15 protein-coding genes and 1 riboswitch are annotated in these 14,875 nt (G+C 58.0%); of the genes, 11 read left to right on the forward strand and 4 right to left on the reverse strand.

What is annotated here, in order from left to right:
* Positions 1 to 41 precede the first annotated feature (41 nt).
* A riboswitch (SAM riboswitch) is annotated at positions 42 to 169 on the forward strand.
* A gap of 35 nt (positions 170 to 204) precedes the next feature.
* Positions 205 to 405 (forward strand): nuclease PIN, encoded by a 201-nt coding sequence (locus L6990_RS11200; protein WP_237204289.1) that lies wholly within the window; start codon positions 205 to 207, stop codon positions 403 to 405.
* Positions 402 to 836, forward strand: a complete 435-nt coding sequence (locus L6990_RS11205) for a plasmid stabilization protein (protein WP_237204290.1) — start codon at positions 402 to 404, stop codon at positions 834 to 836. Before L6990_RS11200 ends, L6990_RS11205 begins: the two co-directional genes overlap by 4 nt.
* Before the next feature lie 175 nt (positions 837 to 1,011).
* On the opposite strand, the gene L6990_RS11210 is transcribed toward L6990_RS11205, so the two are convergent.
* The gene (locus L6990_RS11210) at positions 1,012 to 1,785 is read right to left on the reverse strand and encodes an SDR family NAD(P)-dependent oxidoreductase (protein WP_237204291.1); all 774 of its coding nucleotides are present in this window, start codon (positions 1,783 to 1,785) and stop codon (positions 1,012 to 1,014) included.
* A gap of 101 nt (positions 1,786 to 1,886) precedes the next feature.
* Between L6990_RS11210 and L6990_RS11215 the strand changes: the two genes are divergently transcribed.
* Positions 1,887 to 3,596: a cell division protein PerM gene (locus tag L6990_RS11215; protein ID WP_237204292.1), complete on the forward strand. Its 1,710-nt coding sequence runs from the start codon at positions 1,887 to 1,889 to the stop codon at positions 3,594 to 3,596.
* A gap of 8 nt (positions 3,597 to 3,604) precedes the next feature.
* Here L6990_RS11215 and L6990_RS11220 read toward each other — a convergent pair whose 3' ends face one another.
* Positions 3,605 to 4,018, reverse strand: a complete 414-nt coding sequence (locus L6990_RS11220) for a hypothetical protein (RefSeq protein ID WP_237204293.1) — start codon at positions 4,016 to 4,018, stop codon at positions 3,605 to 3,607.
* Between the two features lie 67 nt (positions 4,019 to 4,085).
* Between L6990_RS11220 and purN the strand changes: the two genes are divergently transcribed.
* Complete coding sequence (gene purN, locus L6990_RS11225; protein ID WP_237204294.1) at positions 4,086 to 4,664, forward strand: phosphoribosylglycinamide formyltransferase; 579 nt, start codon at positions 4,086 to 4,088, stop codon at positions 4,662 to 4,664.
* Between the two features lie 97 nt (positions 4,665 to 4,761).
* The gene (purH, locus tag L6990_RS11230; protein ID WP_237204295.1) at positions 4,762 to 6,366 is read left to right on the forward strand and encodes a bifunctional phosphoribosylaminoimidazolecarboxamide formyltransferase/IMP cyclohydrolase; all 1,605 of its coding nucleotides are present in this window, start codon (positions 4,762 to 4,764) and stop codon (positions 6,364 to 6,366) included.
* Positions 6,367 to 6,885: 519 nt separating this feature from the next.
* Here the strand turns inward: purH and L6990_RS11235 are convergent.
* Positions 6,886 to 8,598, reverse strand: coding sequence for a substrate-binding domain-containing protein (locus L6990_RS11235; RefSeq protein WP_237204296.1), 1,713 nt, complete (start codon positions 8,596 to 8,598; stop codon positions 6,886 to 6,888).
* Positions 8,599 to 8,793: 195 nt separating this feature from the next.
* Here L6990_RS11235 and L6990_RS11240 point away from each other — a divergent pair, with 195 nt between their 5' ends.
* The 3 genes from L6990_RS11240 to L6990_RS11250 all read left to right on the forward strand — a co-directional run bounded on the left by L6990_RS11240 (position 8,794) and on the right by L6990_RS11250 (position 11,727).
* Positions 8,794 to 9,366: a TetR/AcrR family transcriptional regulator gene (locus tag L6990_RS11240; RefSeq protein WP_237204297.1), complete on the forward strand. Its 573-nt coding sequence runs from the start codon at positions 8,794 to 8,796 to the stop codon at positions 9,364 to 9,366.
* A gap of 187 nt (positions 9,367 to 9,553) precedes the next feature.
* The gene (glyA, locus tag L6990_RS11245; RefSeq protein ID WP_237204298.1) at positions 9,554 to 10,837 is read left to right on the forward strand and encodes a serine hydroxymethyltransferase; all 1,284 of its coding nucleotides are present in this window, start codon (positions 9,554 to 9,556) and stop codon (positions 10,835 to 10,837) included.
* A gap of 2 nt (positions 10,838 to 10,839) precedes the next feature.
* Positions 10,840 to 11,727, forward strand: coding sequence for a bifunctional methylenetetrahydrofolate dehydrogenase/methenyltetrahydrofolate cyclohydrolase (locus L6990_RS11250; RefSeq protein WP_237204299.1), 888 nt, complete (start codon positions 10,840 to 10,842; stop codon positions 11,725 to 11,727).
* Here the strand turns inward: L6990_RS11250 and L6990_RS11255 are convergent.
* Positions 11,724 to 12,434, reverse strand: coding sequence for a GntR family transcriptional regulator (locus tag L6990_RS11255; RefSeq protein WP_237204300.1), 711 nt, complete (start codon positions 12,432 to 12,434; stop codon positions 11,724 to 11,726). The genes L6990_RS11250 and L6990_RS11255 overlap by 4 nt on opposite strands.
* A 74-nt stretch (positions 12,435 to 12,508) precedes the next feature.
* Between L6990_RS11255 and L6990_RS11260 the strand changes: the two genes are divergently transcribed.
* The 3 genes from L6990_RS11260 (at position 12,509) to L6990_RS11270 (ending at position 14,638) form a co-directional block, all read left to right on the forward strand.
* Positions 12,509 to 12,961, forward strand: a complete 453-nt coding sequence (locus L6990_RS11260; RefSeq protein WP_237204301.1) for a hypothetical protein — start codon at positions 12,509 to 12,511, stop codon at positions 12,959 to 12,961.
* A gap of 105 nt (positions 12,962 to 13,066) precedes the next feature.
* The gene (gene trpS, locus L6990_RS11265) at positions 13,067 to 14,086 is read left to right on the forward strand and encodes a tryptophan--tRNA ligase (protein ID WP_237204305.1); all 1,020 of its coding nucleotides are present in this window, start codon (positions 13,067 to 13,069) and stop codon (positions 14,084 to 14,086) included.
* A 21-nt stretch (positions 14,087 to 14,107) separates the two neighbouring features.
* The gene (locus L6990_RS11270; RefSeq protein ID WP_237204302.1) at positions 14,108 to 14,638 is read left to right on the forward strand and encodes a 2'-5' RNA ligase family protein; all 531 of its coding nucleotides are present in this window, start codon (positions 14,108 to 14,110) and stop codon (positions 14,636 to 14,638) included.
* Positions 14,639 to 14,875: the final 237 nt, after the last annotated feature.

Genomic DNA, 14,875 nt, shown 5'->3' on the forward strand with positions numbered 1-14,875 from the left:
TGTTTACAGGCTGGGCGTGTGTAGGTTACAGTTTTAACCAGCTTCAAGAGTTTCAACTGCTAAGCTCCGACTTTAGTTGAACGCCAACCCCATGTTCACGGGTGGCTCGGATGACGAAGCGGTCTGCATCGCGCATATCGGCGCTGTTTGGTGTAGACAAGAGCACGTTAGGAAAGGAACGCGCACCTTACGCGCAAAGGCACCATGTCTAATGCTCGCCCCCACATCTCTGTCCAGAAGAATATCTCTGCTGCATCTGTACCTGCTCGCGGTGGTTTTACCGCGATGAGCATTCAGGACTACACTCGTATCTCGAACGAGCGTAGCGAGTTCCTGAATTTTTTGCTGGCTCCTAACCCGAGCGGCATCCCTGCTATTGAATACGGTGTTCTGAAAGCTGCATGAGCCAGGTTGGTCTTCTTCTTGATTCGGACGTCCTTGCCGAGATCCGCAAGGTAAACCCCCACCCCACTGTGGTGGCGTTTTTGCGCCGCCGCTCCTACCGCACCCTCTACATTTCGGTGCTGAGCCTTGGTGAGCTAAAGGGGCTCTACCCCTACCCCGAGACAGACCGCTGGCTGTCTGAGCTGACGGATCGTTTCGGTGAACACGTGCTGGACGTTGACGCCCGTGTCTCTCTGGAATGGGCTGGACGGCACGCCGAACCTAAGTTACATGCGGTGGGCTCATCAACGTCCACTCCATTACCAACCGCTGCCCTGGAAGGGCTGATGAGCGCCACAGCGGCGGTACATGAGCTTGAAATTATCTCCTCCAAGGCTGAGGTCTACCGCAGCTGGGGTGTGCCCGCCTCAAACCCCTGGCTCGAAGACTAAGTTCTTATTAACCATTAACCTGCAAAGAGCTGTCTTTGAATTCACAGCTGACGGACGCGGCGGCGAGCTGGATGGGGCTGGCATGAATCGCCTTGAGAGCGCTAGCGAACCGGGCGAGAGGGTCTGCTCGCCGCCGCCGCGTCCGTTAGCGAATCTTAACTGCTGAACATTACCCCTAGTAGTTGCGGGTGCGTGCAATCAGCCCGGCAACCGCTGCCCGGGGCAGAGCCTTGGTGAGACTAACCGCAACCTTATAGGGTAATGAGGGTACGCAGAGCGCCTTGCCCCGGTGACTAGCAGCAATGGCGTCCGTTACTACCTTCTGTGGGGCCAGCCAGAGGAAACCCGGTAGGGAAGGAGCTGCTTGCCCCATGGCGTCGTGGAATTCTGAGCGGGTGAGGCCCGGGCAGACTGCCGTGACGGTGACGCCACGCGGTGCGTACTGCAGGTGGGCTGACTCAGAGATAGACACTAAAAATCTTTTGACCGCTGAGTAGGTGCCTCCGGGTGTGAAGGCCGCTACCGAGGCGACGTTAATGATGCGCCCCCTGCCCCTGGGCAGCATGGCGGTGATGGCGGTGTGCATGAGTAGCAAGGGAACTTTGGCGAGGACGTCCACCTGGGCCAGGTGCTGCTGGGCAGTGGAAGCGTCGAAAGAGCTACCTAAACCGAAGCCTGCGTTATTGACCAGAATTTCTACCGGAGCTTTATCCTGCTGTAGACGAGCTACCAGGCGCTCTAGATCATCGGGATTGAGTAGGTCAGCGGGTAACACCTCTACGTTAATACCGCACTCTGCCCGCAGGTTTTCAGCCAGCTCTTGCAGCGCGGCAACCCTGCGAGCGGTTAGCACCAGGTGGTAACCGGCAGCTGCGTACTGGCGCGCAAATTCGGCACCAATGCCAGCTGAGGCACCGGTAATCAGAACGTAGGATTGGTCAATGCTCATAGGTGCACTCTACCTAACATGCTCAACATCATTCGGGGAACTTGCTGTAAAGGCGCCCAGCGCTTGGGTATAAGCAAACAAAACATGACATGATAAAAGCGATGAAAACACCAGCCCGCCCCCCGCGTTCTTTGCCCATGCCCCTGTGGTTGCAGGGGGCCGTTGAGCTTGCCCTCGTTGCAGCGCTGAGTTACTTGACCGTTGTCCTTTTGCTGGCAGCTGTTTGGTATACCAACGGTTTTGATAACAGCACCTTTGCCGGTGTTGCCTCGGTAGCCGGCCATGTCTGGTTGCTGGTGCACGGTGTTCCGCTGGCTATGGACATCCCGGCGCAGGGTGCATTTACGGCGGTTTCGGGCACCATGAGTCTCATGCCCCTGGGCCTGACACTGATACCTTTAGCGCTCTGTTTTCGTTCGGGTAGGCGCTTGGCGCGGGCCTCCTATGAGGGTCAGTTCTGGCAGCCACTTGTGGGCGGTATGGGCGCTTACGCGCTGGTTAGCGTAGCTATTAGTGCGCTTTCAACCGGCGACTACTTTGCTACCTCGCCGGTTTTTGCAGCGCTTATTCCCCTCTGGGTAGTGGTGCTGGGCGTCCTGGCTGGTGGTTACGCGGAGTCACGCTCCCTGGCTGCCATGATTGGTGTGAATGCTGCCGACTGGGTCAAGAAGTTTAGTCAGTATTCTCGTTGGGCCGGGTCTTACATTTGGGCTGCGGTGCGTGCTGCACTGGTGAGTGTGCTGGCGCTGGGGGCTGGTGGGGCTCTGCTGTTGGCGCTCACTATTTTCTGGCACTGGGACGACGTTATCGCCCTCTACCAGACCCTGCGTGCTGGGGTTGTGGGCGGCACCGCTCTGACTCTGCTGCAGTTGGGTCTCATCCCTAATTTCGTTATATACGCCATGGCGTGGAGTTCCGGGGCCGGCTTTGCTCTGGGCACCGGCACATCGACTGATTTGACCGGCACCGACGCTGGGGTGATGCCCGCCCTCCCCATCTTGGGTGCTCTGCCGCACGCGTCCTACCCACTGGGTCTGTTGGCGCTGATGGTGCCGGTAGCTGCCGGTGCGGTGGGAGGCTGGTGGTTCTTCCGTGAAGGTGAGAATCACCTGGATGAGTGGTTCGCCCTCAAAATTCGTTTCCGTTGGCTTTCTTGGCCGCTCTCTACCATCTGCCTGGCGATCTTTAGCCTGATTCCTACCTTTACGGTTACAGCTCTGCTGGGCTGGGTTGCCAACGGTTCTTTGGGCCTGGGGCGTTTTACCGAGATTGGCCCCAACCCTCTGATGTTTGGTTTGTATGCTGCGGTGCTTCTGGCTGCTGGCATTATGCTGGGTCTGGGGCTAGCCCACCTGCTGGTGCGCGATACCACCGGTGAGCTTGACCGATTCGCAGAGGACTCCGCTGCCCCCAAGACTCGTTTTAAGCGCAAGCGCCGGGGCAAGAAGGTAGTTGGTACTGAGGCTGAGACTCCTGAGACTGATACCGACGAAGCCGCTGGTTCAGTACGAGCTGAACCTGTGGAAGAAACCACCGATGATGCCGCAGAACTGGAACCGGCAGCTGACGCGGCGCCTGAGAGCACCAGTGATGAGGATGAGGCAGTTATCGAACAAACGTCGGCCCCCGTGAAGCGAGAGGAAGAGACTGCCAAATCGGGGACTGATAGCGAAGAAAAACCCGATGGCGTAGACGGTGCCGAGGATGCTACTGAGGGTAAAGACCAAGCCACAGATACTGAGCCAGCCCAAGAACCTCAAAAAACCTTCCGACCGGTCATACGCCGCCCGAAGTCACGGCGTCGGATCTAACCTTTAGGCTAGTTGCCACCCATAATCTGACTGAAAATGCCGTCACTCATTTGTTCGGTGCACTGGTCGCTACGGGCAATGGTGAGCGCTTGCTCTAGACAGCTAGCGTAGTTGCCTGCAGCCTCGGGGAAGAGTAACTGCACACCCGATGAGAGGCTGAGGAAGAGCGACCAAATCACGATCATAATCATCAGCAGCACCGAGAAAAAGGGGAACTTAGCCTTCAGCATCTTCACCATGGTGGTGATAGCTAGCCCAATGGTCAGGGAAAAAAGCAGCAGTGCAAGAGCGTTGCCCCACCCCTGAAAATTGGTCATGCCAAAAGCGAGAACCAACGACAAGAAGGTGCACCGCGACCAGATGCGGATATTCTCTAGGGCTTCAAGGCTGGGCGCACTCGGCTGTTCGTGGTTCTCAGACATAGGTACCACCTTACCGCCCCGCTAAAGAGAGCGACATCTCGTGGGTGAGTGAGCTAAACTATAATCCATGCGTGTTGTTGTAATGGTCTCCGGTTCGGGCACCAATCTGCAGTCTATTGTGGACGCCGTCAAGGCCGGCCAGCTGCCCACCGAAGTGGTAGCAGTGGGGGCAGATAAGCCCTGCCAAGGTATCGAGCGAGCTGCAGCCGCCGGTATTGAAACCTTTCTGGTGCAACCGGCTGATTACCAAGACCGCCCGGCCTGGAACAGGGCACTGGAAGAAGCAATCGCTTCCTACAGCCCTGACTACATCGTTTTTGCTGGTTTCATGCGCATCGTAGACACCCAGCTGGTTGACCGTTTTGCGGGCCGTATTATCAACACCCACCCTGCCCTTCTGCCCTCCTTCCCCGGCGCCCACGGGGTGCGTGACGCCCTAGCCCACGGGGTAAAAGTTACCGGTCTCACCGTACACCTGGTTGATTCCGGGGTTGATACCGGCCCCATCCTGGCGCAAGCCGCGGTGGACGTCCTGCCCGATGACACCGAAGAAACCCTGCACGAACGCATCAAAGTTAAAGAGCGAGCGCTCCTGGTGAAAACCATTGGTCAGCTAGAAACCTCCCTCTCAAACCCACAGTTTTAGCCTCACGGGGCTGAGCCTGCGGGTCGGGGCTCTCAAATACGACTCACGTATCTCAACCACCTGCTGCCCCACGCAGCATAAGAAACGGAGTTCATTAGTGAGCCTCATCCAGCTCGACCGCGTACCCCTTAAACGCGCTCTCATTTCTGTTTTTGACAAGACCGGCCTTGAAGATCTTGCCAAGGGTCTGCACGAGGCCGGTGTCGCGATTGTCTCCACCGGTTCCACTGCCTCCACTATCGCTGCAGCTGGCGTGCCCGTCACCGAAGTCTCAGATGTGACCGGTTTTCCCGAATGCCTAGAGGGCCGTGTTAAGACCCTGCACCCCCGCGTCCACGCTGGAATTCTGGCAGACCGCCGCAAGCAGGAGCACATCGATACCCTGGCAGAAATGGACATTGAAGCCTTTGACCTGGTGGTTGTGAACCTCTACCCCTTTGTAGATACCGTGAAGTCAGGGGCAGATCAGGACGCCATCATCGAGAAAATCGATATCGGTGGGCCTTCGATGGTGCGTGCCGCTGCAAAGAATCACGACGCCGTAGCTATCGTGGTGGACCCGGCCCGCTACAGCACCGTGGTTGAAGCTGCCAAAAACGGGGGTTTCAACCTGGCCCAGCGCCGCGCCCTGGCGTCCGCTGCCTTCGCCCACACCGCAGCCTATGACACCGCCGTTGCCACCTGGACCGCAGCCCAGTTTGAAACCGATGACGAGCAAATCTGGGCGCCCTTCGCCGGTAACTCCTTTGAACTAGCCGACACCCTGCGCTACGGCGAAAACCCCCACCAGGCAGGTGCCCTCTACACCAACGCCGCTGCCTCACCGGGCATTGCCCAGGCAACTCTGCTGGGTGGCAAGGCCATGAGCTACAACAACTACGTGGACGGCGATGCCGCCCTGCGCGCCGCCTACGACTTTGATGAGCCCGCTGTTGCCATCATCAAGCACAACAACCCCTGCGGTATCGCCGTGGGGTCAGCCAATGCTGCTGACCCAATTGCCGACGCCCACGCTAAGGCACACGCCTGCGACCCCCTCTCTGCCTACGGCGGCGTCATTGCCGCCAACCGCGAAGTCACCGAAGCCATGGCAGAAACCGTCAAGGGCATCTTCACCGAGGTCATCATCGCCCCATCCTACAGCGCTGAAGCGCTAGAGATTCTGCAGAGCAAAAAGAACCTGCGCATCCTGCAGCTACCCGCTGACTTCGCCCTGGATACCCTGGAATACCGCCAAATCTCCGGTGGTGCCCTCATCCAACAGGCAGACCGCCTGGATGCCGACGGCGACGCCCCCGAAAACTGGCAACTGGTCGCCGGCGAAGCCGTCGACGCAGAAACCCTCGCTGACCTCACCTTCGCCTGGCGGGCACTACGCTCAGCTAAGTCCAACGCCATCCTACTGGCTAACCACGGTGCCGCAGTAGGAATCGGCATGGGCCAGGTCAACCGCGTAGACTCCTGCCGCCTCTCCGTTGAACGCGCCAACACCCTAGCCGACGGCGACGAACGCGCCCGCGGGGCAGTAGCAGCCTCAGACGCCTTCTTCCCCTTCGCAGACGGCCTACAGGTGCTCCTGGACGCCGGGGTACGCGCCGTCGTCCAACCCGGTGGCTCAATCCGCGACGAAGAAGTCATCGCAGCAGCTCAAGAGGCTGGGGTGAGCATGTACTTTACCGGTGCCCGCCACTTCTTCCACTAAGAAGTTTCCACTGGATGGCGGGCACCGATTACGCGTGGTTTTTATTTCCTCGCGCGCTCGGAAAACCCCGCTCCATCCCGCCACTTCTTCCACTAAGAAGTTTCCACTGGATGGCGGGCACCGATTCCGGGCAAAATTTATTTCCATCGTTCGCTCGGAATTTTGCCCTCCATCCCGCCACTTCTTCCACTAAGAAGTTTCCACTGGATGGCGGGCACCGATTCCGGGCAAAATTTATTTCCATCGCTCGCTCGGAATTTTGCCCTCCATCCCGCCACTTCTTCCACTAAGAAGTTTCCACTGGATGGCGGGTTGTTAGATGCACCCTGAGCCGGCTGACCCTCTCGCATGCTCGCAGAGCTCGCACGCGATTCACGCCAGCCCCGACCAGCCGGCTCAGGGTGCATCTAACAGCACCTTACAAACGAAAGTACCCGCTTTGTCTGGAAAGTACCCACCTCAGTTGGTACTTTCCCGACAAAGCGGGTACCTTACTTCTAGCTAGGCTAGCCGGCTTGTTTACTGGGTTGCTTCCTTCGCCTTTTCGGCAGCGACCTGAGTCAAACCTTCAGCGAAAATCACCTGAATGTCAGTGGGGGAGAGCGTTGGGTAGGCCTCACCGCCGGTGCCTGACGCAATGGTCTGGAGCGCCTCCATGTTGGCGTCCTGGGAGATGCCGATTAGAAGGATGAAAACAGGCTCATCGGGGTTCTGCTCAGCCTGGATAGTGGAGATAAGTTCCTCTTGAGAGATGGAACCCTCATCGTAGTTCTCACCATCGGTCAGCATAATCACCACGTTAGCTGCCCCGGGTTCGTAGTGTTCTTTTACCTCCCGGAAGCCCGCCAGCAGCGTGTCATGCAGAGCTGTGGGATCGGTACTCCCGATAGATCCTGAGATGCTGGTTCCAGCCCTCTGAAGGAGTTCACGTTGGGTCTTCCCATCGGTGACCTCTTCCATGCCACGCACCGGTACCAGTTTCTGGTAATCGGCGATGCTGCCATCGGGTGATTCGAGATTACGGGAGAACTTCCACAGACCCATAGAATCACGAGCAGGGAAGAGCTGTGAACCTGCTAGAACGGAGTCCACCATAAGATCCATACGGGTCTTATCGGTGCCCTCTACGGGGGTCAGCATAGACCCCGAGGCATCCAGAATAACCAAAGCGTTCAGAGGGGCTGACTGCAGGGAGTAACTCAGCCAGGTCTGCTCCAGAATTTCGGGATTAGTTTGGGTCAGCGGGGTGACACTGCCTAGGGCCCCACCATCCTTGAGGGCTTCCTGCCCTGTGGGTCGCAGGCCTGCCTCAGCAAGGGCCTGGCGGCCTTCTTCGCTTACCATAAAGTCGCTGATTTGTGCGGCGGCGTCGTCGATGGTGCTATTGGTGCTGGTCGAGGTTCTGTAGAGCGGAAAATCCAGTATCGCTGAGCTACTGCCCGGCGCAGTTGCCTTGAGGGAGTCGCCCCCGTGCTCTGCGCGGTAGCGGGTAAATTCAGCCTCGGTAACTACCGCTGCTGAGCTTTCGTCCTTTTCTACCTGTGCTAGTAGGTCTTCGGATGTAGGCGGCTCACCATCTACGCCAATAGTCGTGGCGCGCAGACCGGTGCCTTCAGTTAATTTCTCAGGGGAACTTTCACCAGCTGATACTTCAGCGATTCCCGACATGAATGCCGCGAAAGCACCCGAATCTAGTTGAGGATCACCCATTTTTGCGGCGTCGCCGTCAGCTAGGGCATCAGTCCAATGGTTGAAGCGGGGGGTATCAGCTGCGGTCACCACAACTGCTACTGTTTGAGCCAGTGAATCTGAGATGGAAGTCAGCTCGGTCGTGGCTTCCGTCATCGCCAGCTTGGCGCGGGTCGAAGAATCAGGTATCCACAGGTTGGCATATGAGCTGCCGCTTGCTGCCTGCGACAGCATCTCTGCCGAACTCTCACCGATACTTACATCAAGGGTGATACATTTTTCTGGATCAACCGGGATTTTTTCAAGAACCTGTGCCATGGTGGGCGTGGTCTCAACGGTGACGTTCTGGGTGGTAGCGCACTCCTGGGGCAGAGCTCGCTGAGACGGTGAGGTTCCCCTGTTCTCACCTTCATTGAGATGATTTACGGCTACTACTCCGCCGGAAAGCAGGATAATAGCTGCTGCACCAGTGGCTGCCCACTTCCGGGTGGTTTTCTTCTGTTGCTGCTCGCGCGCTGCGCGCCGCGACTGTGAGGTATCCACGGTATTGCTTTCCCTAATGACGATACTGAATAAAAGTGCGGGCACCTATGCCTAAGAGGTCAGGCAAAGGGGCATAATTGGCGCGTGGTCCCTGGTGCGCCATAATATTCTTTCAAAGTCTAGCAACAAAAGGGTATGTCTGTGCGCGGAGGCACTGGCGCACCTGGGCTATGAAGGTGTCCTAAAATAGGGAACGTGCCGAAAGTCAGTGAAGAATATATGCAAAATCGCCGTTCCGAAATTGTGGAGGTGGCCCGGTCTCTTTTTGCCCGGAGCGGCTACCAGCAGGCCTCAATGAGCGAGATTATTGCTGCGACTGGCCTGTCTGCCGGAGCTATTTATAATCATTTTTCAGGCAAAACTGAGCTGATGTCCGCTGCAGCCCGTGTAGATCTCCACAGGTTTACAGTTGCCTCTGATGAATTGCCCTGGGACTTTGTGGAACGTTGCTTGAAAGAACTGCAGGCCGACCAGCAGCTCACCCGTTTTCTTGCTATTACCTGGGGCGAGGCTGCGACCGTCCCTGAAATCGCTACGGTAGTTGACGAGCAACTAGGGCAGTTGAGAGATCGTATGGCGGCGGTCTACCGGCGTTGGGCTGAGGCTGAACTGGATCTGACCGGCTCTGAACTGGAAACCTGGTTAGGCATGCTGGCTGCTGCTGTGCTGAGTGTTTTTACCGGTTTTGTGATGCAATCGACTGCGCTGGCTGACTTCGATGCTGAGCGCTATTTCGAGTTTGCACGCACGATTTTGCGTCAGGGCTAGACCCGGTCACTCTTCTCTGCGAGTTCTGAGCGGGCAATCTGCCGCAATTTCTCAGATAGCCATGTCTCAATCGAGCAGACGGGGCGCAGGTCAAATACACTTAAGCCTTAGAGGCTCACCTGTTGACGGGTGAGAGCCTGCCCTTATGACCGGGCGGTGCCTGTTTCACTACACCAAAGGATGTGGCATGACCAACCTTTCCCCAAACGTGACCAATCTGCCCCTGGCAGAAGTAGACCCTGAAATTGCTGAAGCGATTGCTGCTGAGCAGGGCCGCCAACAGAACACCCTAGAAATGATTGCTTCAGAGAACTTTGCGCCGCGCGCTGTTCTTGAGGCCCAGGGCTCTGTTCTGACCAACAAGTACGCTGAAGGCTACCCGGGGCGCCGCTACTATGGCGGTTGCGAGCACGTGGACGTGGTGGAGCAGCTAGCTATTGACCGCGCTAAGGCGCTTTTTGGTGCTGACCACGCTAACGTCCAGCCGCATTCTGGCGCCCAGGCGAATAACGCGGTCATGCACGCTCTGCTCACCCCCGGGGATAAGATTATGGGTCTGTCCCTGGCTCACGGTGGTCACCTGACCCACGGTATGAAATTGAATGTTTCTGGCAAGCTCTATGAAGTTGTAGCCTACGGCGTGGATGAAGAGACTGGCCGCGTGAACATGGACGAGGTTCGTGAGCTGGCTCTGGCTGAAAAGCCGAAGGTGATTATTGCCGGCTGGAGTGCTTACACTCGCCAGCTAGATTTTGCTGCTTTCCGCGCTATTGCTGATGAGGTGGGTGCCTACCTCTGGGTCGATATGGCGCATTTCGCGGGTCTGGTCGCTGCCGGCCTACACCCCTCACCGGTACCCCATGCTCACGTGGTGTCTTCAACCGTGCATAAGACTCTGGCAGGCCCCCGCTCAGGCTTCATCATGTGCATTGAAGACCTCAAGAAAAAGATTGATTCGGCGGTATTCCCCGGTCAGCAGGGCGGCCCCCTCATGCACGCGATTGCAGGTAAGGCAACCGCCTTCAAGATCGCTGGTTCTGAGATGTTCAAGGATCGCCAGCAGCGCACTCTGGAAGGTGCCAAGATTCTTGCCAAGCGTCTATCTCAGCCGGATGTCGCTGAGGCGGGTATCAGCGTCCTGACCGGTGGTACCGATGTGCACCTGGTACTGGTTGACCTGCGCAACGCTGGAATCAACGGTAAAGAGGCTGAAGATCTGCTGCACGAGGCTGGTATTACCGTGAACCGCAACTCGATTCCTAACGACCCCCGCCCGCCCATGGTGACCTCCGGCCTGCGTATTGGTACCCCTGCGCTGGCAACTCGCGGTTTTGACGCTAAGGCCTTCACCGAGGTTGCTGACATCATTGCTGAAACCCTCAAGCCCGGTGTGGACGTTGCTGCTCAGCGTGAGCGCGTCACCGCCCTGTGCGAGAAGTTCCCTCTCTACTCCGGCATTGAGGAATGGTAAGAATGACTGCCCAGATTCTTGACGGCAAGGCAACCGCAGCCACTATCAAGCAGGAGCTCGCTGAGCGCGTCGCTGCCCTCAAAGAGCGCGGTGTAACCCCCGGCCTAGCCACCGTTCTGGTGGGCGATGACCCTGCCTCCCACTCCTACGTGGGTGGTAAGCACCGCGACTGCGAAGAAGTAGGTATTGCCTCCATTCGCGTTGAACTGCCCGAGACCGTGACCCAGGAAGAGCTGGAAGCCGAGCTGGATAAGCTTAACACTGACTCTGCCTGTACCGGCTACATCGTCCAGCTGCCTCTGCCCAAGCACATCGACACCAACCGCATTCTTGAGAAGATTTCACCCGAGAAGGACGCCGACGGCCTGCACCCCACCAACCTGGGGCGTCTGGTGCTGAACGTAGGCGAGGAGCTGAACTCACCTCTCCCTTGCACCCCCAACGGTGTCATTGAGCTGGTGGAGCGCCACGGTATCTCCTGGAAGGGTAAGAAGGTAGCAGTACTGGGCCGCGGTATTACCGTGGGCCGCCCCTTGGGTCTGCTACTGACCCGTAAGGAAGTCAATGCGACTGCCACCCTGGTGCATACCGGCACTGAGGACGTCAGCGCGGCCCTGCACGAGGCAGATGTGATCGTTGCTGCTGTGGGCGTGCCCCACGCGGTGAAAGCCGACCAGGTTAAGGACGGCGCGATTCTGTTGGACGTCGGTGTCTCGCGTATTGAGGACCCTGAGACCGGTAAGAAGAAGCTGACCGGTGATGTTTCACCGGAGGCCGTTGCTAAGGCCAGCTGGTACTCACCCAACCCCGGCGGCGTCGGCCCCATGACCCGCGCGATGCTGCTGGTCAACGTGGTGGAAACTGCTGAGCGTATGGCGGACGCCGCTTAGCGTTGGACCTGCACTTCAAAGTCATAGCGGTCTGCGCGGTAAAGAGTCTGAGTGCTCTCTACCGCCAGGCCGCGGCTTGTAAAACCAACTTTTTCAACGCGCAGGGCAGCGGTCCCCTGGGGCACCTCCAGCCAGCTGGCCTCCTGCTTAGTGAGGTTGGTAGCCGTGATGCGCTGGAGAGCTGATTCCACACTGTAGCCGCTGCGGCGCAGCTGTGCATCGAGGGATCCGGTCACCTCGGGCTGTAGATGGGCAAAAGCCTCGGGCAAAAAGTGAGCCGTTTCCAGTGCGACCGGGGCCCCATCAGCGCTGCGCAGACGCTTCATTTCAATGACCTTTGCACCGGCGTCTAGAGCTAGATCTCTGGCAACGAGTGGCGGAGCAACCACCATGTGGCAAGAGATCGTCACTGACTGAGGCCTGTGGCCGCGGGCCTTCATGTCCTCGGTAAAGGAACGCAAGGACGGCGCTCTCACGGTGTCGTGCTGTGCAGCAACAAAAGTGCCCGACCCCTGAACGTGATAGACCAACCCACGGCCAGCTAGCACTCGCAGGGCTCGCCGCACGGTATCTCGCGACACCCCAAACTCAGCTTGCAACTCGCGCTCTGCGGGCAAAGGGGAGTGGGGCGGCTGGGGCTTGATGTAGCGCTCTCTCACCGAACGCGCTACCTGCACATACTTGGTTTCACGTGTAATACCGGTCATACTTCCAGTCTAGGTGCTGGAAAACAGCCGGGGCAGTTCACTACGCCGCTATTTCCTTTGACATAATGGTGAGCATGCAAACAAACGGCTCAGAGAACACAGCGCAGCAGCAAAACATCAAAACAGTGCTCATTGGAGCAGGCATCGGCATGGGAATCCTGGTGCTCCTTTTGGTATGGGCAATCTTGCAGGCAGCCCATGAGGAGTCCGTCCTGGGGTGGATTCTGGCGGGTGTTATCACTGCCTGGCTGGGCCTAGCTATCTATTTACTGGTGAGCGTCAACCGCACGTTGACCGCGCAGCGTAAGGCCTATGAGACTCACGCAGAGAAGCGGGCTGAGTATGAAGCTGATGTGCATACCGAAAAACTCGCACACTCTTTCCAGATTTGCCTGGTTCAGTCTAAGGTCATTGCTGAGCAGCTTGAGGCTGATGACGCTAACTCCCGCGACATGATTGACCGCGCCCTGGACACCATTAACTTCACCGCCAAGAACGGCATGGAGCTCGCCAAAGAAGGCGCATAAGCCCCAAGGACCACCCCACCGACTAGCAGCTTGAAAGCCCAGCCTTTTCAGCACAAAGGAAACCCCGTGAGCACTTTACAGCCTGAACAGACCTCCAAAGCCTCCATTTCTAATGCAGCTACCGGCGCCCCCCGCGCTTTCTCCGGTGCCCAGCCCTCAGCTGATTCTATGCACCTGGGCAACTATATTGGGGCCGTCAATAACTGGGTGACCCTGCAGCAGGATCACGACTGCCTCTACTTCATCCCTGATATGCACTCCATTACCGTGCCTCAGGACCCCGCGGTACTTTTAGAACGCACCCGCAAGACCGCTGCCCAGTACATCGCTGCCGGGGTTGACCCCGAAAAGACCCCGCTCTTCGTGCAGTCTCACGTGCCCGAGCACGCCCAGCTTGCCTGGGTGCTGAACTGCATCACCGGTTACGGCGAAGCAGCGCGTATGACCCAGTTCAAGGACAAGGCAGCCAAGCAGGGTACTGATAACGCTTCGGTAGGTCTTTTCACCTACCCCGTTCTCATGGCCGCTGACATTCTGCTCTACCAGGCGGACGTCGTACCGGTGGGTGAGGATCAGCGTCAGCACCTGGAGCTCACCCGCAACCTGGCCCAGCGCTTCAACTCCCGCTTTGGCGAAACCTTCGTGGTCCCTGAACCCAAAATTCTCAAAGAGACCGCCAAGATTTACGATCTGCAGGAGCCGGGCAACAAGATGAGCAAGTCGGCAGCTACCGACAAGGGCATCATCTGGTTGCTCGATGATCCCAAGAAGACCGCTAAGAAAATTAAATCAGCGGTCACCGACGCGGGCGCAGAAATTTCCTATGACCGCGAGAATAAGCCCGGGGTCTCCAACCTGCTCTCCATCTACTCCGCTGTTACCGGCCGCGATGTTGACAGCATCGTCGCTGACTACGAGGGCAAGATGTACGGTCACCTCAAGGTTGACCTGGCAGAGATCGTCGTCGAAGAACTCTCGCCTATCCGCGCGCGCGTCCTGGAACTCATGGATGACCCCGCAGAGCTGGATCGCCTGCTGGCAATCGGTGCTGGCAAGGCTCGCGAGATCGCTTCGGTGACGGTCAAGAACGTTTACGATGCGGTGGGCTTCCTGCCCGCCCGATAGGCAGAGTGGCAAACAGTGGCGGTGTCACCAACCCTGCTGCCCGGTGGTGGGTACCTGAGCATTATTGCTCGGGTGCCCCCGCCCCTTGCCGAGCGTATCGTTAGGTGGCGACGTGAGTACGGTATGGTGGGAGCGGTTGCCGAGAGCTGCCATATTACCCTTCTCATTGCTCAGGACGCCGCGGAGGAGGGGAAGCTGGGGCAGTTAAAGGCCGACCTGGCTGGGCATGGAGCAGTTGAGGTGGTACTGGGGGAGCCTGAGTCCTTTCAACCGGCTAGCCCGGTCACCTACCTGCCCTTGGCGCGCGGGGCGGACTGCTTTAGATACCTACACCGTCGCTGCGTCGAACTTCTAGGGAAGTCAGAATCGCCCTTTCCCTATGAACCGCATTTGACCCTGGCTCACGGTCTTGAAGAGGCTGCCCTGGCTAGGTCTCTGCGTGATTTTGCCGGGCTTGATGCCCAGCTTACCGGCTTTAGGATCGAGCAGCTACAGGCTTACCGCTACACAGGGGAAACCTGGCAACATCTAGCAGATATCAGCCTGCTCTAGTATCGCAGACTAAAAACCCCGCCGTCCTGCCACCCCACCGTGAGGACATCATCCGCAGCCACTGCCTCGCCGTGACTGCCTGGGCCTTCTTTGTTTACTACGATGGCTGTCTCTTATACACAACTGACGCTGCCGACGAATTCCGGTGTGTAGATCTCGGTGGTCGCCGTATCATTAAAAACGGGGGGGGGGGGGGGGGGGGGGGGGGGGGGGGGGGGGGGGGGGGGGGGGGGGGGG

This window comes from Rothia endophytica (assembly GCF_928381505.1).
In the GTDB taxonomy this organism is placed as follows: domain Bacteria; phylum Actinomycetota; class Actinomycetes; order Actinomycetales; family Micrococcaceae; genus Rothia; species Rothia endophytica_A.